Annotated in this window: 15 protein-coding genes; 8 read left to right on the forward strand and 7 right to left on the reverse strand. The window is 33.7% G+C overall.

The annotated features are described in order from the left end of the window. The 8 genes from IAG46_RS00935 to IAG46_RS00970 all read left to right on the forward strand — a co-directional run bounded on the left by IAG46_RS00935 (position 1) and on the right by IAG46_RS00970 (position 9,284). The gene (locus IAG46_RS00935; RefSeq protein WP_190808444.1) at positions 1 to 1,437 is read left to right on the forward strand and encodes an MBOAT family protein; all 1,437 of its coding nucleotides are present in this window, start codon (positions 1 to 3) and stop codon (positions 1,435 to 1,437) included. A 2-nt stretch (positions 1,438 to 1,439) separates the two neighbouring features. Further along, on the forward strand, positions 1,440 to 2,348 hold the full coding sequence (locus tag IAG46_RS00940; protein WP_190808445.1) for a hypothetical protein: 909 nt from the start codon (positions 1,440 to 1,442) through the stop codon (positions 2,346 to 2,348). Beyond that, positions 2,348 to 3,796, forward strand: coding sequence for an MBOAT family protein (locus IAG46_RS00945; RefSeq protein WP_190808446.1), 1,449 nt, complete (start codon positions 2,348 to 2,350; stop codon positions 3,794 to 3,796). Before IAG46_RS00940 ends, IAG46_RS00945 begins: the two co-directional genes overlap by 1 nt. A gap of 4 nt (positions 3,797 to 3,800) precedes the next feature. Further along, complete coding sequence (locus IAG46_RS00950; RefSeq protein WP_190808447.1) at positions 3,801 to 4,730, forward strand: hypothetical protein; 930 nt, start codon at positions 3,801 to 3,803, stop codon at positions 4,728 to 4,730. 12 nt (positions 4,731 to 4,742) lie between these two features. Then, positions 4,743 to 5,981: a GNAT family N-acetyltransferase gene (locus IAG46_RS00955; protein ID WP_190808448.1), complete on the forward strand. Its 1,239-nt coding sequence runs from the start codon at positions 4,743 to 4,745 to the stop codon at positions 5,979 to 5,981. A gap of 37 nt (positions 5,982 to 6,018) precedes the next feature. Beyond that, complete coding sequence (locus IAG46_RS00960) at positions 6,019 to 6,996, forward strand: polysaccharide deacetylase family protein (RefSeq protein ID WP_190808449.1); 978 nt, start codon at positions 6,019 to 6,021, stop codon at positions 6,994 to 6,996. A 10-nt stretch (positions 6,997 to 7,006) separates the two neighbouring features. Further along, positions 7,007 to 7,996 carry a GNAT family N-acetyltransferase gene (locus IAG46_RS00965; RefSeq protein ID WP_190808450.1) on the forward strand — a complete coding sequence of 330 codons (990 nt, stop codon included), beginning with the start codon at positions 7,007 to 7,009 and terminating at the stop codon, positions 7,994 to 7,996. A 163-nt stretch (positions 7,997 to 8,159) separates the two neighbouring features. Beyond that, complete coding sequence (locus tag IAG46_RS00970) at positions 8,160 to 9,284, forward strand: acyltransferase (RefSeq protein ID WP_190808451.1); 1,125 nt, start codon at positions 8,160 to 8,162, stop codon at positions 9,282 to 9,284. A gap of 26 nt (positions 9,285 to 9,310) precedes the next feature. On the opposite strand, the gene IAG46_RS00975 is transcribed toward IAG46_RS00970, so the two are convergent. From IAG46_RS00975 to murJ, 7 genes are read right to left on the reverse strand one after another with little or no spacing between them, the layout of a single operon-like run. Next, complete coding sequence (locus IAG46_RS00975) at positions 9,311 to 10,108, reverse strand: formyltransferase family protein (protein WP_190808452.1); 798 nt, start codon at positions 10,106 to 10,108, stop codon at positions 9,311 to 9,313. Between the two features lie 14 nt (positions 10,109 to 10,122). Next, positions 10,123 to 12,027 (reverse strand): asparagine synthase (glutamine-hydrolyzing), encoded by a 1,905-nt coding sequence (asnB, locus tag IAG46_RS00980; RefSeq protein ID WP_190808453.1) that lies wholly within the window; start codon positions 12,025 to 12,027, stop codon positions 10,123 to 10,125. A gap of 9 nt (positions 12,028 to 12,036) precedes the next feature. Beyond that, positions 12,037 to 13,188, reverse strand: a complete 1,152-nt coding sequence (locus IAG46_RS00985; protein WP_190808454.1) for a glycosyltransferase — start codon at positions 13,186 to 13,188, stop codon at positions 12,037 to 12,039. 8 nt (positions 13,189 to 13,196) lie between these two features. After that, positions 13,197 to 14,252 carry a glycosyltransferase gene (locus IAG46_RS00990; RefSeq protein ID WP_190808455.1) on the reverse strand — a complete coding sequence of 352 codons (1,056 nt, stop codon included), beginning with the start codon at positions 14,250 to 14,252 and terminating at the stop codon, positions 13,197 to 13,199. A gap of 45 nt (positions 14,253 to 14,297) precedes the next feature. Beyond that, entirely contained in the window at positions 14,298 to 14,879 is a 582-nt protein-coding gene (locus IAG46_RS00995) for a serine O-acetyltransferase (RefSeq protein ID WP_190808456.1), read from the reverse strand. Continuing rightward, positions 14,876 to 15,985, reverse strand: coding sequence for an O-antigen ligase (locus IAG46_RS01000; RefSeq protein ID WP_190808457.1), 1,110 nt, complete (start codon positions 15,983 to 15,985; stop codon positions 14,876 to 14,878). The genes IAG46_RS00995 and IAG46_RS01000 overlap by 4 nt, the downstream gene beginning before the upstream one ends. Continuing rightward, entirely contained in the window at positions 15,972 to 17,327 is a 1,356-nt protein-coding gene (gene murJ, locus IAG46_RS01005; RefSeq protein WP_190808458.1) for a murein biosynthesis integral membrane protein MurJ, read from the reverse strand. Before murJ ends, IAG46_RS01000 begins: the two co-directional genes overlap by 14 nt. Positions 17,328 to 17,345: the final 18 nt, after the last annotated feature.

Below are 17,345 nucleotides of genomic sequence, written 5' to 3' on the forward strand. Positions count from 1 at the left end.
ATGCTATTCAACTCGTTAGAGTTTTTCATTTTTCTTCCTATAGTTTTTGTTATTTATTGGTTTGTTGCCAATAAGGGCATAAAACTCCAGAATGTATTTATAGTTTTGGCTAGCTATGTATTCTATGGTTGGTGGGATTGGAGATTTCTATCTTTAATAGCCTTTAGTACGGTAGTCGATTACAGTATTGGTCTCATTTTAAAAAATGAAAAAAAGGATAAAACACGAAAGCTATTGTTGTGGCTTAGTTTGTTGGTGAACCTTGGATTTTTAGGGTTCTTCAAGTATTATAATTTTTTCGCAGATAGTTTCGTTGAAGCGTTTTCGTTTTTTGGACATCAGATCAATGGCCGTTCGTTGAATATTATTCTTCCTGTAGGTATAAGTTTCTACACATTCCAAACTTTGAGTTACACGATTGATGTTTACAAAAGAAAATTGCAACCTACCTCTGATTTTATGGCTTTTGCTGCATTTGTCTGTTTCTTTCCCCAATTGGTGGCAGGTCCAATCGAACGGGCTACCAACCTGTTGCCACAATTTTTTAAGAAAAGAAAGTTTACCCATGAAAAAGCTATTGATGGACTTAGACAAGTAGCTTGGGGTCTATTCAAGAAAATAGTCATCGCAGATAATTGCGCTAAATATGCAAATCTAATTTTTGACGGTTATCAAGAATACAATACTGGAACGTTAATTTTGGGAGCATTTTTCTTTGCTTTCCAGATTTACGGAGACTTTTCGGGGTATTCAGATATTGCCATAGGAATTTCCAGATTATTTGGATTTGACTTAAAACAAAACTTTGCTTTCCCTTATTTTTCAAGGGATATAGCAGAATTTTGGAGACGATGGCACATTTCCCTATCTACTTGGTTCAGAGACTATTTGTACATACCTCTTGGAGGGAGTAGGGGAGGAACAGCAATGAAGGTCAGAAATACATTTATAATATTTGTGGTCAGTGGATTTTGGCACGGCGCCAATTGGACGTTTATAGTCTGGGGAGCTTTAAACGCTCTTTACTTTTTGCCACTATTACTAACAAATAAAAATAGGGTGAACACCAATTTAGTAGCTGAGGGAAAGTGGTTGCCAAGTTTAAAAGAATCGTTCCAAATCATACTTACTTTCGTCTTGACCCTAATTGCTTGGATATTCTTTCGTGCTAAAAGTGTCTCAATGGGTTTTGATTATGTAATAGGTATATTCTCTTTTAAATCACTTCAAAAGCTTACAATAGATTACGAAGCAAGCATTTTATATCTCCTTTTGTTTTTTATCTTGATTGAATGGATAGGTAGACAATCAAAATACGCTATTGAAAGGATAACAATTTTACCTAGATATTTTCGCTGGAGCTTTTATTTTGGATTAGTTATACTAATGTTTGTATTTACTGGAGAACAACAGCAATTTATTTATTTTCAATTTTGATCATGAAGAAATTTATTAAAGAAATAGTATTCTTTTTGATTATCGGTTTGGTCATAGGTGAAATCATTGCTCGTTTCTTTTTTCTTACCCCTACTATTCCAGAAAGTCAAATAGACAGATTTGGAATTCAAAAGTATATACCTAACCAGGCGGGTTACTGGAAGGGAGGATTGCACAAATGGCAAATTAATGAAAAAGGTTGGCCAGGGAAACTTCCAGAAAGCTTTGACAACCTGGTTACGATAATTGGTGATTCATTTATTGAGAACTTCGAGAATCCAGAAGAATGCCATCAAATGGATTACCTTAAAAAAGCACTGGCAAAATACAATTATACGGAGGCTTCAAGATCAGGGGTTTCTTTTATTGAGGCCTTGGAAATTTCTAAGCAATTAGATTCCCTGAATCCGAAAGTACAATTAATCTACATAAATGAAACGGATTTTAGCGAGAGTGTTTTACAGATTAAAAGATTACCCAATATCACTCAAATGGATTTGGATAACAATTTAATTACTTATGGCAAAATGAAAGCACCTGGTTTAAAAAAAGTGCTTTATAGTTGGAAGTTGGCTTTCTATTTGTACAGAAGATTCCAACCCTCCTTAGCTCAAATAAAACCTGCTAAGTCAAATGTTAAACCCAACCAGTCCATCTCAGATAATTTCAATCATTTCGAAAAATTGATTGGTTATGCAAGAAAAAATTATAATCTGGAAAAAATTGTTATTGTTTTACGACCAGATACCAATAAAGAATTCCGCGAGTTCTTAAAACTTCACGTCTTGAATGTGATCCAGCTAGATAATTCAGAAGATGATAATTGGTCTTTTGAGCATGATTACCATTGGACTTGTTATGGACATGAACGGGCATCTTTGCAAGTAGTTGAATATTTAAAGAAGTTATAATGCTGTTTAACTCATTTGAATTTTTTGTTTTCTTACCAATAGTCTTTCTAGCCTATTGGTTCATTACATTCAAGTCGTTAAGAGTGCAAAATGCTTTAATTGTTACCGCCAGCTACGCTTTCTATGGCTGGTGGGATTGGCGTTTTCTTTCTTTAATTGTTTTTAGCACCTTGATAGACTATGTTGTAGGACTAGCATTGGAAAAAGAAAGTGGTCTAGGGCGAAGGAAATTGTTACTTTGGTTTAGTCTAGCAGCTAATCTGGGTTTTTTAGGATTCTTCAAATATTATAATTTTTTTGTTGACAGTTTTGTAGAAGCATTTTCTTTTTTTGGTGGTGAAATTAGCGGCCGTTCGTTAAACATAATCTTACCAGTGGGAATAAGCTTTTACACCTTCCAAACCTTAAGTTACACTTTAGACATTTACAAGAGAAAACTTGAACCTACCAAGGATTTTATGGCTTTTGCTGCGTTTGTATCTTTTTTTCCTCAACTAGTTGCAGGACCTATTGAAAGGGCTACGAACTTATTACCGCAGATTAGCAAGAAAAGAGTTTTTTCATATGAACAGGCTAGTAGTGGCCTAAAACTTATTATATGGGGCCTTTTTAAAAAGGTGGCCATTGCTGATTCGTTGGCGCCAATTGTGGATGATATTTTTTTAAACGCCCAAGATTATCCATCGAGCACCTTGGTTTTAGGTGCGGTCTTTTTCGGATTTCAAATTTATGGGGACTTTTCTGGATATTCAGATATTGCCATAGGAACCGCCAAGCTTTTTGGTATAGAGTTGATGTCAAATTTTAAATTCCCTTACTTTTCCAGAAATATTGCAGAGTTTTGGCGAACATGGCATATATCCTTATCAACTTGGTTTAGAGATTATATATACATTCCGCTCGGGGGTTCCAGAACAACTAAAAAACTTGTTATACGAAACATTTTCATCATATTTTTGGTTAGCGGTTTATGGCATGGAGCCAATTGGACTTTTGTGATTTGGGGAGGTATTCATGCACTTTTGTTTATTCCTTTGTTCCTTTTCAATAACAATAGGAAGTATATTGAAAATCCAGTAGGAGCAAACAATCGTTTTCCATCCTTAAGGGATTTATTAAATATTACTACTACTTTCGGTTTGGTTACTTTATCCTGGATTTTTTTTAGAGCAGAATCGCTAGCACATTCATTTACTTATTTGGGACGATTGTTTTCTGACCTTTCATTCAAGGAATATGTTCATCCCTTGGGATATAGAATGATTGATTATTTTATCCTATTGATTTTTTTTATCATTTACGAGTATATAATTCGAAAGGATGAGCGAAAACCATTCAATTTTAAACATAAAACAACTAGGTTCCTAATGTATGCTTTGGTCGTTTTGGGCATAGTTCTGTTTTATGATAGTGGTGTTGACAGGTCGTTTATTTATTTTCAGTTTTAACAATATGGGAAGATTTATAATAAAATTTTGTTTGTACCTCTTTCTAGCTTTTTTATTTCTAGAGGCAACGGTTCGGATATTTCATCTACACAATGATAGCCCTGATTGGTATTTGGACGAGAACAAAATGTACAAACGGGTACCCAATCAAGAAGGACATGCTGTTTTTGGAAACAGAAGGCAGCAATTTTCACCATTTAGAATAAATGCTGCAGGATATAATTCATACCGTGAATTTGAGCCTACAGAAGATGGCGTAGAGGTTGCAATATTGGGAGATTCGTTTATTGAAGGGCTGCACCAAGATTATCGAAATTCCATTGGAAGAAAAGTGGAAAGGGGGCTGTCAAATGTTCATATATACGAATACGGACATTCGGATTTTGATTTGGCAGATCAAATGTATTTGGTCCATACAAATAAAGAAGAATTTGAAAAGGTTGATTTTATAATTTATGAACTCAAATATTACAACGATCTTCTTCGCAGTGAATATTCTGTAAAACCTAGAAAAGTGGTTTTTCCACTTTTAAGACACTCCAAACTACTAGTATATTTATTGGATATTGGAATGATTGACCCCGTAAAAAGAATTCTTAGAAAATTGAGTATCGGTCAAAAGCCAAGAAAAGACATAGAAGATAACTTGACAAAGGACCTCATTTTCATGGACAATTTTATCAAATTGAACTCCAAGTATGGATTGGAAAAAGATAAAACTGCCATTTTATTGGATACAAGACAAACAAATAAGGCCTTTTTGGATTATTTAGAAAAACATGGAATTCATACAATTGACTATGGACGAGGGTTCGAAAAATCCACCAATAAGCCTACAACATTGATTTATGACCAGCATTGGAATGATCATGGACGTAACCTAGTAGCTAATGAAATCATAAGTTTTTTCAAAAAAAATCAATTATTAGAATAATCTATTGAACATATGAACCCATTTTTTCATAAGGAATTCACTAAAAACTGGTTGAAGTTTTTTGCAACTGGTAAGAAACCTGTATACTATAAAAGTGTAGGTCCTTTGGGTTTTATTAAAAGTTGGGCGCCACGGTTGTATTATAATATTGGACGTAACATAACCAATGGTCTCACATATAATCTTTATAAGGGACAAAGCGATATTAGAAAGAAGGTGTTTTTGGTTTATGACGTAATTCCGTATGTAGCTGAGTTAAGTAAGGAACAACCTAAAAACATAGGAGTTAAAAAAATAAAACAATATAAGGGATATCTTACTCGTTTTACCGAATACAAAGACTTCAATGATTTTTTATCGGGGCATTATTCTTCCTCAACCCGAATGAAACTTCGCAAAAATGAGCGAAAGCTTAAAACCAATTTTAATATTGAGTATGAAACTTTGTTCGGAGACGTTTCAAAACAGAGGTATGAAAACTTAATGGATTATGTTTTTGAGCTTATAGAGTCTCGGTTTAAAAACCTAAGGTTGGACAATGATATTCTGCACAAAAAAGAATACTACCGAAAGCTTTTTTATGATATGATACTGGGCAAAAAGGCAATCATTCATATGATTTGTCATGATAAGCAACCTATAGCAGTTTCTTTGTCATTTCTCTCCGAAAGCTCTTTATTATACGCGATAAATACTTTTGATACAAGGTACCGACGCTATAATCTAGGCCATATATCAATTCTAAATATGGTAAAATGGTGCTTTGAAAACAATATGGACATTTTGGACTACTCCAAAGGGACCTATGATTATAAATTACGGTGGGCAAACGAAACATATTGTTTTGAGAACCATATTATTTATGATAAAAACTCCATGTTATGCAAATTTATAGCCTCCTTACTGTTTAATTACTTTAGTCTTAAACAATATTTAAGAGATAAAAAGTTTAATGAAACGTATGTTAAGTTCAAGTTTTTCTGGAATTCAAAGCGAAAGAACGCTGAGATGGGAAGTGCAATAAAAATCGAAGATATTGACGAAGAAAGGTTGGTAGAAGAATTGTATGAAAAGATAAGTCATGAGCAATTATCAAATTTGGACATAGCAGGAAAAGTGTATGATATGCTTTATTCCAAACCCCAAAGTATGGATTCTGTCCAAATCTTAAAGCACAAGAACGGATTGGAATATGTTGTAATTGCTAATGGTATAAGGAAACGAATAATTTTGGATCCAAAATCTTTATAGTAAGTTTCATATGAAAAAAGGCAAACTGGTCATATCATTGGATTTTGAATTATTTTGGGGGGTTAGGGACAAAAGGACTCTGGATAGTTATGGGGAATCCATCGAAAAGGTACATACTGTAATGCCTAGACTATTAGATTTATTTGATAAATATGGTGTTAAAGCAACATTTGCTACCGTAGGATTTTTATTCGCAAAAACTAAAAATGAATTAGAAAAGTTTTCGCCTGAAGAAAAGCCCAAATACAAAGATGCAAACTTGTCCCCTTATGGCGATGATGCTATGCGTTTGGTAAAAGAAAAAAATGAGCAAGATCCCTATCATTATGCACCCAAGTTGATTGAAAATTTACTTAATGATGGTGTACATGAGGTAGGAAGCCATACTTTCTCTCATTATTATTGTTTAGAAGAAGGTCAGAATGTTGGAGATTTCAAAAGAGATATTGAATCCGCCCTAGCCATATCTTCAGAATATGGAAATAATATAAAATCCATTGTATTCCCTCGAAACCAAGTTAATAATGCTTATTTAAAGGTATGCGCGGAAAAAGGCATATCCTCATATAGGGGAACTGAACGGATTTGGTTCAACAGTCCCGAGAGCGAATTAAAAACTACACTTTTAAAAAGAATATTTAGAACATTGGATTGTTATATAAATATATCTGGTCACCATACGTTCTCTTTAAATGAGGTTTCAAATGCATATCCATACAATATTCGCTCAAGTAGATTTTTACGACCCTATAATAAGAAACTATCTTTTTTGGAGTTTATGAAACTGGGAAGGATAAAAAGAAGTATGACATATGCGGCTAAAAGAGGTGAAATATACCATCTATGGTGGCACCCGCACAATTTTGGAGGCAATACTGAGGAAAACTTTGCCTTGTTAGAAGAGATTTTATTGCATTATTCAAGAATGAACCAGAAATATGGATTTGAGGGAGCTACAATGTCCGAATTGTCCAAGGAGATAAGTATGATGGAAACTAAGACCACACCCGTTTAAAACAGCAAAGATGAACCCATTTCTGTCAAAGAATTTTATTGATATATGGTTGCAACATTTCGGTGGTAATTCTAAACCGGAGAGTTTCGAGTTTATTTCGCCTCAAAGCTTTTTGAAAAATAAAAACTCCTTATTCTATTATAACGTCGGTAAGAACTTGACCAATGGCACGGAGTATACCATAACACCCGGTAAATTGGACTTCAAAGGGAAAGTTTTTCTTATTCACGACGTACATCAGTTTTTTCATGAGGATCAAACCAATATTCTGAAAAGATTGAAAATTAAAAAAGTTCCTCAGTACAAGGGGTATCTGTCCAAATTGGAAGGGTTTTCAAATATTGATGAATATCTAATGGCAAACCTTTCAAAAAGAGGTAGATATAAGGTAAGGGATGGTGAGAAAAAGCTAAGAAAACAAAGTGATCTAGATTTTAAGGTGTTCTATGGAGCATTGACCAGGCAAAAATATGATGAAGTAATTGGCGCTTTTTACGAACTTTTGGGTAAAAGGTGGGACGACTTAGGAAAAGATAATGACATTTTAAGAGATCGTAATTATTACTCCGATTTGGCATATGATATGATATTAGCCAAGGAAGCTTCGCTGAATGTACTATATGCAGACAATAAAATAATAGCCGTTTCTCTCTGTTTTCTGTCAACAAAAGTGCTTTATTTCGCAATTACTTCTTTTGACTCGGATTATGCCAGATTTTCTCTTGGACACATATTGATTGGTAAGATTATAGTATGGTGTTTGGATAATGGGATTGAATATTTCGACTATTCCAAAGGAGATAATGATTATAAAAATAGATGGGCAACTGATAACTATCTATTTGAAAATCATATACTTTACGATAAAAAATCTTTAAGAGCGTTTTTAATTGGCAATTACTTGTATTTATTTTATAGGATTAAGCAAGAACTAAGGGAAAAGAAGTTCAACGTTCTTTATTCAAAAATTAAGTACTTTTTAAAAAAGAACAAGTCTTAAAGATGCAATATTTAAATAAATAAAAATAATATTCAATCAACTGGTTTGGCCACATATTTCCTTCACCGAAAATGTTACGGTTTCGTCGTGTAATTTCATGTTTTGAATGGGAAAATACTAGGTTTGTTTTTTGATTGCCTAAAAGAAAGTTTAATTTTTTCTTATGATAAAAAAGTTACGGTCGTTCAGTTGGACATGGTTTGAAAGAAAATCATCTCAGCGTTATATCCCAGAAATTGATGCATTACGATTTTTTGCTATAATTCCTGTGATGTTGGTTCATTTTAGCGGTGCATTATTGACCCACAATGATAGTTTTGACAGAGCTTTGATTGATGAAGGAAATGCTGTTAGGCAAGCATTATTACATGGAAATTATGGGGTACATTTATTCTTTGCCATAAGTGGATTCATTTTGACTTTACCATTCATCAAAAGAAAAAGAAGCGAACTAAAATTCAAAAAATATTTCATAAGAAGATTGGTCCGAATAGAACCACCCTATATTATAGCTATTACCTTATTTCTTCTAGTTCATATTTTTTTAAAGGAGCAGAGTATAGTCTTTTTGTTGGAACGTTATTTAGCTTCCTTTTTTTATGTGCATAATATTGCATTTATGAACAGTTCATATATTCTACCGGTAGCTTGGAGTTTGGAAATTGAAGTTCAGTTTTATGTTTTGATGCCTTTGTTCATTATGCTTTTCAAAATATTTGACACACCATACTGGAGATACTTTATTTATGCAAGTTTGTTGCTCTGCTCAATGTATTGGGATATATTTCCATTTACCGATTTGAATCAGTATATGAAGTTCTTTATTGCTGGAATACTTTCAGCAGATTTGTATATAAATAAGGTTTTTAAACGTCAAGCTTTTTGGGATGTAATATTTGTAATCTCATTACCCTTGTTTTTTTCTTTTGATAACAACTGGTTAAGATTTATTTGTTTGTTCGGTATAGTTACTTCAGCTTTAAATTCGGTTTATCTAAGAAAGCTGCTATCCAACAAAATAATAACCATAATTGGGGGGATGTGCTATTCACTCTATCTGTTACATTACCCATTGTACCATTTAATGATGAAGGTTTTTACCAATAGGCTGACTTTCTTTGATACCTTTGAAATGAATTATTTAGTGCAGGGTCTGATTTTTGTGCCTTTTTCGATATTGCTGATTAGTGTATATTTTATATTGATAGAAAAACCTTTTATGGTTCTAAGTCAAAAGGTTGGCAAACCTTTAGCTAAAAATAGCACTCAAGATGTTAAAGTAACCTGAGATAAATTGCAATTTCCACTAATTTATTAAAGTTTAGGGATCACAACTTTATTCTTTAATTGCTTAAATTTTTTACGGATTGTAAGATATTGCATGAAAGTGGGTGTTGTATAAGAGTTTCCGTAAGCTTGTGGAGTTTTATTTTCAAAGTAAGATAGAAAATCTTCTACCACCATAAGCAACCCCTTTGTAGATTGTAACCATACCTTGGCGTAGGTATTTGCTACCGTATCGGCAAGTGTGGGCCGAAAGGTTATTGGAAGTATTTCTTTTAACAAGATATTACCGGTATCTATGTGACGGTCAATAGCATGTATGGTATAACCCGTATGTGAAGAATTATTATGGAGCTGCCATATTACTCCAATTGCATTCTGGTATTCTGGTAGTTCTTCATAATGTATATTGATCATACCGTATTTGGGTACACTATACACCTTTCTTCCAATATAGGTGTTTCCAATACTGATACCAAGATCGACATTTGCATTTTCAAAAAGAGACACCGTTTCCGGACAATTGATGCTAGTTGTGGATTTAAAAGGGATATCATATTGTTTGCAAAGCGCATCAATGGGTTTAATATTCAAGTACCCAAAAGTTTTATTTGTATACCATTTACGCATGCGAATACCGTTCAATGCTCCCAAGGGACCCACTTTGATCAATTTTTTTAGCCTACGGGAATAATACTTTTTTTTGTTAGAGACCTTACCCTGGTTATAAACGACCATCTTAATGTCAATCTTATCAGAAGTTATGAGTTCTTCTAAATGCAAAGAGGCACTGCCCAATAAATTGCTTGTTAATATAATTACATCCATTGCATTACATTACATTACAAATTCATATATACATTACAATACCACTTCTGAAAGCAATAGAATGTCCAAACAGCGTCAGAACTATCTTCTTTTCCTGACAAATGGTTAACAACCAACTTTTGTACAGTTTCTAAATTAAAAATGTTTTGCTCGGTTAAAAACCCAATCTCTGTGTACGATTCAAGTTCCTTCTTTAATCCGGACCTTAGCCAATCCCCGATGGGAGTGTTAAATCCTTGTTTGCTTTTTTCCAGAAAATCATCGGGAAATTGATCTTTAAAGGCTTCTTTGAGAATGAATTTTTTGTTCCAGCCTTTGAGCAAAAATGTCTCAGGAAGCTTAGATGTGAAATCCCATATTTCTTTATTTAAAAAAGGAGCTCTACATTCTAGTGAAGCCAGCATGCTAGTCCTATCAACTTTGGGTAACATCCCACCCTCAAGGCTTAAAATTTTATCTATCAGTCTATAATCCGTTAAAGACTTTGGCTTTTGTATTTTTGATTTGTCTTTGTACCCCGAAAATAACTCCGGAACATACTTTTCTTCCCGCAGTAGCTTTTTTAGTTTCCTTTCGGTATTCCCCAGTGAAATAATATCCCAATAATACTGGTTTTCATAGTTAAAGGTGTTCATCATTTTTTTTGCTTTGTAGCGACGTCCTTTCTTGTCATCAGATGTACTTAGCAAAGGGGTGGTAATTTGTAACAAGGCTTTGTGTATTCCTTTTGGAACTATTCTGGTATATTTTTGATTGAGTTCACCCATATAATATTTGTTATATCCTCCAAAAACTTCATCACCGCCATCACCGGTTAAAGCAACCTTAACATGCTCTCTTGTTTTTTTGGAAATAAGGTAAGTTGGAAGCGCAGCAGAATCGGAGAACGGCTCGTCAAAATTGTTCAAAATGGAATGGATATCATTTTTTAGATCATCCTCATCTATAATAAATTCATGGTGATTGCTCTGGATTTGCTTTGCAACTAGCCTTGACTTATCAGATTCATCAAAAGAAGCCTTTTTAAAGCCGATGGAAAAAGTGTTTATTTTTTCTTCCCTACTTTGGGCCAAACAAAGTGAAACGATTGACGAATCAACACCACCGGATAGGAAGGTTCCCAAGGGTACATCAGATATGGACCGACTGTCAACACTTTTTAAGACCAAATCCCTGACTTTGGACTTTGCATCATGAAAGGAAATATCATTGAGTTCCTCTTGATTTGTGGTTTGATGTATTTTTTTGATTTCCAGGTGGTGATCCTTTACGTCGTAGCTTATATAATGATTGGCCTCCAGTTTGCTTACACCAGAATAAATGGTATGTGGTGCTGGGATATAGGTAAGCCTAAAATATAAATTTAATCCCTTTGACGAAATTTTTGGTTTTTCAATATGTGGAACAATTGATTTTAGCTCGGAAGCCCAAATAAACTGGTTGTCATGATTTGCATAATATAGTGGCTTTTCTCCAAAAAAATCTCGCGCAATAAATATTTTGCCCTTGGTCTTATCATAGATACTAAAGGCATACATACCGTCTAATTGGGTAAAAGCGGCTTCTCCATCAAGTTCGTAGAGACGAAGGATTACCTCGGTATCACTATTTGTTTTGAAAACCACACCGGACTTCAAGAGTTTTTCTCTTAGCGGTCTGTAATTGTATATTTCACCGTTGAAAACAATGATCAATTGATCGTGGTTAGCATAGATAGGTTGTTTTCCTGTGCTCAAGTCAATAATGGACAATCTTCTCATCCCCATTGAAATACCGCTACCTGAACCTGAAAGCTCGGTAAATATGCCATCTTCGTCAGGGCCGCGATGAAATATAGACTGGTTCATCGAAGCAATCTGTTTTTGGAGTTGATCTAAATCAGAAAGATTCTTTTTAACTATTCCATTAATTCCGCACATACGTGAAGTTTAGCTTTTAATAAATTCGTTGAAGACTTTATAGATGCCATTAAGTTCATAATCCTTGGCTCTTTTTAAACTGAGTCTGCTCAAACGTTCCCTTTCAGATGGATTTTCCGTTAAATAGTCAAGAGCCTTGGAAAGCCCCAAAGAATCATTTACCTCTACAAGGATTCCATATTTACCCATAAAAAAGGATCCTTTATCGATTTTCACCTCTAAATTTTCATTTATTAATTCCTGTGGCCCAGAAAGGCAATTAGTAGAAATACAGGGTAATCCTGCTGCCATTGCTTCAAGCAAAGCATTTGGAAAACCTTCGGTTTTAGACGAGAGTACAAAGCAATCGTTTTCAACCAAAAAATCATTAACATTTTGAATACCTCCGCCCAATAACCTAACATTTCTATTGAGCTCTAAATCAGAAACTTGCATTTCAATATTCTTTTGTAGGGGTCCCTCTCCGATAATACTTGCCACATATGTATAATTTGAAATGCCAAGAGCTTTTATAATAGAGCCTTGATTTTTTCTATCGATCAACGACCCCACAGTAATTACTTTCATCATATCTATATTAGATGCAAGCGTTTCTGACTTTTTTGTTTTCTCAGGAAGTTCTATTGGGTTGTAAATTACTTCTGTAGGAATTCGTATACCAAAATTTTCTTTTAAGTCCTTATTAATATAAACTGAATTTGAGAACAACTTATAACATCTATTATACAAGAGAGGATAAAAAACCTTGGCGATATAAAGCGATATTTTTTTCGAGGTGTTGTTAGATGGGTAACCCCGCTCACTCACAAAAAAACGAATTGATGGATTAAATAACGAACTAATACCGTTTATGAAGTTCGGATATGGCAAAAACGAAATTGCATATTCAATTTTTCTTTTACGCAGTAGGGAATTGTATTTCCATAGGATTAAAAAAGACTGCAGTAGTTTTATGAAAATTGAACTTTCACTCGACCCTTTTGTTAAGCCGATAACCTTTATTTCAGGTGGGATATCGTAATGTCTCTCTTTAAAAAGCAAAAAAAGCGTTACGTCATAATCATCTTTCAATTTTTTGAGCAACAGACTTATAACTTTTTCGGCACCTGCTGAGCCCATTCCCAGATTAATTATGCTAAGTTTAGGTTTTATCTCGGTCATTTCTGATTTTAATTTTTATATATTTTAAAAAAAAGGCTTTCATACTGACCTATAATTTCAGGTGAATTAAATTTATTTACAACCTCATTTCTTATACTTTGAGGACTCCAGTCAACCTTTTTCATTAATTTATTCAAAAATTCGATTTCATCTTTAACTAAAAAACCGTTTACACCATTTCTGATGATTTCTTTTGTTCCACCAGGAACATCAAATGCAATTACTGGAGTTCCCACGGAGCAACTTTCAAGTAAAGCATTTGGAAAACCCTCAACATAGGAACCTTGCAAAAATAAATCGTGGGATGTTAAAAATTGATAAACATCATTCGTGAATGGAATAAAATTAATGTTTGGTAGTATGCCTAAAGCTGTAGCTTCTTCATATATTCTTTCCTTAAGTGAACCTTCCCCAACAACAGTATATTCATATGGAAAAGGTAGCTTGCTCAGAATCCCCAATAATCTTAAGTGCCCTTTAACTTTCTCTAACCTACCAATAGTGATGTATTTGGGAACCTCATTCTTCTCGATTTTAATTTTAAGATCTCTTAATGTAGTTATAGGATTGTTAATTATACTTAGCTTTTCTGGGCTTACATCATAGTTTTCCATCAAATCCATTGACATATCTTTAGATTGACATATTATAGCATGAAATCTTCTATAACTTTTTTTAATCATTGAAGTAATAAATATTTTCTTATTGTTTCGGCTGCCTAAAATGGTAGCTTCCCGAGCAATAAACTTGGTTTTTGGAAAAAAGAACGAAATGATGGCAATGGCTATGTTTAGATGGAAGATGCTACTGACAACTAGGTTGGGTTTTACACTTTTCAGTTGATGAATTAACTTTGGAACTGCAAAGAGTACTCTGGTTGAATTTAAATAATTGACAGGGATTCCCTCCACAGCGAATTTTGCATCTTTTTCGAAGCCTATAATAATCAAACTGCTATTGAATTTTTCTTTATCAATATTGGAAGAAACAAATGAAATAATTCTTTCGGCCCCCCCTGCAGCTAGTGAAGGAAGCACAAAAACTATGTTTATTTTTTTATTCAAATTAAAAATTTCTTGGTGAAACCTTGAGGCGGATACTATGGCGATCTATACGTGCTTAATTATTCGTTTAATATCTATTTCCTTAATTTTTTTTGCCGGATTGCCGGCTACCAATATATGTTCTTCATCAAAAGATTTGTTGACCACTGCGTTGGCCCCTATAGCGATGTTGTTGGCAAGCACTATGTCACCATAGATTTTTGCTCCTGGAGCAATGTAAATATTGTCGCCTAGTTGTGGTGCCTTGCTGCTTCCGCCGGAGGCTCCTATATTGACACAGGCATGTATTCTACAGTTTTTTCCAATTCGGGCATTTTGATTTACAATTATGGTTCCGTAATGCGCTATGGATAGTCCAGGACCAAATACGTTTTCTGGTATGGTAAACCCTAGACGTAAGGATAATCTTTTATAGCGAAACCTTAGAAAATAGTAACGCATATCACCCCATTTTGTTGTTTTCGTATTTCCTACATATTCTACTTTTCGCAGCAGTTTTTGAAATTTGTAAATATAGTTTGCTACAACAATCAAACGTAGCTTTTGCAAAAAGTTGAGATTGGACATACCAAGGGCATGTCGATCTTTATCGAGATATTCCTTATACAATTTTCTTGAGGTTATCATTTTCCTTCTTGTTTAAGAACAGCTTGTGCTTTATCAATCTCAAATTGCGTCCACATGGTTAAAAACGTGATATAATAAAAGTTGAAAAAATTATGATTTGTCAACAAGAACATGGACAAGCATATCATTAATAAAAACAAATGAGGTTCTTGTTTAAAAACCTTAAAACTACGAATCAATAGATAAGCTATGAAAGTGATAAAAAGTAAAAATGGCACAAAGCCTGATTCACCTAAAACCAATAAATATGTATTATGCGAACCAATTTGGGAACTTGATGTAATTCCTTGAAAAGTTCCATATCCGTTGCCAAAAATTGGATTTTCCAAGATTTGATCATAAAACCTGGCCCAAGTATCTACTCTTGAATCTTCATTTAGTTCTGATGTGGATACTTTTTCGTTGCTTGCAAGAGCTCTTAATTGTTGAAACCTTGGATTTTTAAGTCCAACACTTTCATCTATAACGATAAGGGTAAAGAAAATACCAAGCCCAATGGCAAACACACGTATATTTTTTATTGAGATCTTTATAGAAATTAGATTTAGAAGAATCCATAGCACAATAAAAGTTCTGGAAAAGGTTAAAAATCCCATTAAGGATACAATAAACTGACTTAGTAATCTTAATTTTTGAGTTTTTATCCCGAAAATAAGACTATAGCAAAAGATACAGATAAAACCGGCAAGATTTGGATTGAGGTATAAACCACTATATCTTCCAAAGTTACTAGGGAAAAACATTGCATGAATGCCAATACTAATACTGCCAACAAAAAGAAAGTAGAACAGTTCATTTTTGGTGATTCTCTTAACCAGTTCATAACCGCAAAATACTATTACGAAATACTTAACTGAAGCTAAAATGAAATAGTCATCTGTCCCCAAATAGTTAAAAGAAGAGAAAAAATAGTATAAGAAGCCAATCGTAAGCAGCCAAAAATTGGGTTTTGAGACTTTTTTAATTTTTATGAAAAAGAACAATAACAAAAGCCCAAAAGATAGCGCGTTGGCAATACCTCCTACGGTAAAACCATAAAATGCGACTCCAGCGGCAGCTAAGTTCAATAATATTATACCAAAAATGCAGAGCTTAAGAAGTTTCATTTCTTCCAGCGATAAGTTTATATTGGTGCAAAGTATATATCAGGTAAATAAGGCTATTTACAGTAAAGATAATGGTAGTGCTTATTGCCAATCCATAGATTCCATACTTTTTTATCAAGATAATATTGAGTATTATGTTAGCAACCAGTTTGACAAAAGAAGCCCAAGCCATGAACTTGTTCTTGTTAATGCTGGTTAAAAACTTTACCAGTATATGGCCGCATAGGTAAAAAGGAACATAAATCAGGAAAATTATCTGGATATTGGAAACGACACCGGTGTCTTCCTGCGTAAACTCGTTGCGTTCAAATAAAATTCTTATAATATCATCAGAGAAAAAGATAATAAGACTGACAATCGTTACTCCAGCAACAAAAATAAACTTCAACATTTTGAACAAGTGTTGAAACCCATTCTTTGGGTTGTCCATTATCATTCTAGAAAAATGTGGTAGCAATACATTGCCAAGGGCTACCATAGATATTCCAAGAATAAAGGAAGGTATCTTAATACCATAGTTTAATGCGGATATAGAACCTATTATTAATTGAGCTGCAAAAAACTGGTCTATAAAATTATTCAAGCCCGAAAGAAAACCCGAAATGATTTTAGGAGGAAATTGCCGAATCATCTCCCTAATGTTGTCATTGAGTTCAAACTTCCCTAAATGAATTAGGTCGTGTTTCCATGCGTAAAACAGAACTACCACGAAGCTGGCCATGCTTCCTATTAATGTACCATAGGCCAGCACATTTTCATGGAATACATTGCTAAGTAAATAAATGCATAATAAAATGGAAATAGGTGTTAAAATATCTGTTATTGAAGTAATGAAATACTTATTGTCAATTTCTAAAAGTCCTTTGAAAATTGATGAAAACCCCCAAAAAACAAGACATGGTAAAACTATAAAAAGCTGTGATTTGATAAGATTGTAAAATACATCTGTATGGTTTGGAAAAATCAATTCCAGAATGAAATTTGCAAATATAAAATTGAAGAGTATTAAAACAATCACAATGAAAAGCATGATTGCTACCACGGTTGATTGAAAGGATTTACGATTCTTTGTAGTATTTAATTCAATAATGTAATTGGGAATGAATATATTTTTAAGAGAATCTATAAAAACGCTATTAATAAAGGAAGGAATCAGAATAGCAATAAAAAAAGTATCCAACAATTCGGAAAGACCAAATTTAGAAGCTATTACCGATTCTTTAAAAAAACCAATACCCTTTGCAAAAACTGTTATACCGCCGACCAACAAGATATTCTTGAAATATTGCTGCGAGAGTGTATGGACAATCTTATCTTGTATGTTTTTTACTTTAATTCGCATGCTAGAGCTTACTGAGTT

The sequence above is a fragment of the Flagellimonas sp. S3867 genome, assembly GCF_014698935.1.
In the GTDB taxonomy this organism is placed as follows: Bacteria; Bacteroidota; Bacteroidia; order Flavobacteriales; family Flavobacteriaceae; genus Flagellimonas.

What these genes read in the sequence shown, in the direction of transcription:
- IAG46_RS00935 (WP_190808444.1), top strand. Translation starts at nt 1, where the DNA reads ATGCTATTCAACTCGTTAGAGTTTTTCATTTTTCTTCCTATAGTTTTT.
- IAG46_RS00940 (WP_190808445.1), top strand. Translation starts at nt 1,440, where the DNA reads ATGAAGAAATTTATTAAAGAAATAGTATTCTTTTTGATTATCGGTTTG.
- IAG46_RS00945 (WP_190808446.1), top strand. Translation starts at nt 2,348, where the DNA reads ATGCTGTTTAACTCATTTGAATTTTTTGTTTTCTTACCAATAGTCTTT.
- IAG46_RS00950 (WP_190808447.1), top strand. Translation starts at nt 3,801, where the DNA reads ATGGGAAGATTTATAATAAAATTTTGTTTGTACCTCTTTCTAGCTTTT.
- IAG46_RS00955 (WP_190808448.1), top strand. Translation starts at nt 4,743, where the DNA reads ATGAACCCATTTTTTCATAAGGAATTCACTAAAAACTGGTTGAAGTTT.
- IAG46_RS00965 (WP_190808450.1), top strand. Translation starts at nt 7,007, where the DNA reads ATGAACCCATTTCTGTCAAAGAATTTTATTGATATATGGTTGCAACAT.
- IAG46_RS00970 (WP_190808451.1), top strand. Translation starts at nt 8,160, where the DNA reads ATGATAAAAAAGTTACGGTCGTTCAGTTGGACATGGTTTGAAAGAAAA.
- IAG46_RS00975 (WP_190808452.1), bottom strand. Translation starts at nt 10,108, where the DNA reads ATGGATGTAATTATATTAACAAGCAATTTATTGGGCAGTGCCTCTTTG.
- asnB (WP_190808453.1), bottom strand. Translation starts at nt 12,027, where the DNA reads ATGTGCGGAATTAATGGAATAGTTAAAAAGAATCTTTCTGATTTAGAT.
- IAG46_RS00985 (WP_190808454.1), bottom strand. Translation starts at nt 13,188, where the DNA reads ATGACCGAGATAAAACCTAAACTTAGCATAATTAATCTGGGAATGGGC.
- IAG46_RS00995 (WP_190808456.1), bottom strand. Translation starts at nt 14,879, where the DNA reads ATGATAACCTCAAGAAAATTGTATAAGGAATATCTCGATAAAGATCGA.
- IAG46_RS01000 (WP_190808457.1), bottom strand. Translation starts at nt 15,985, where the DNA reads ATGAAACTTCTTAAGCTCTGCATTTTTGGTATAATATTATTGAACTTA.
- murJ (WP_190808458.1), bottom strand. Translation starts at nt 17,327, where the DNA reads ATGCGAATTAAAGTAAAAAACATACAAGATAAGATTGTCCATACACTC.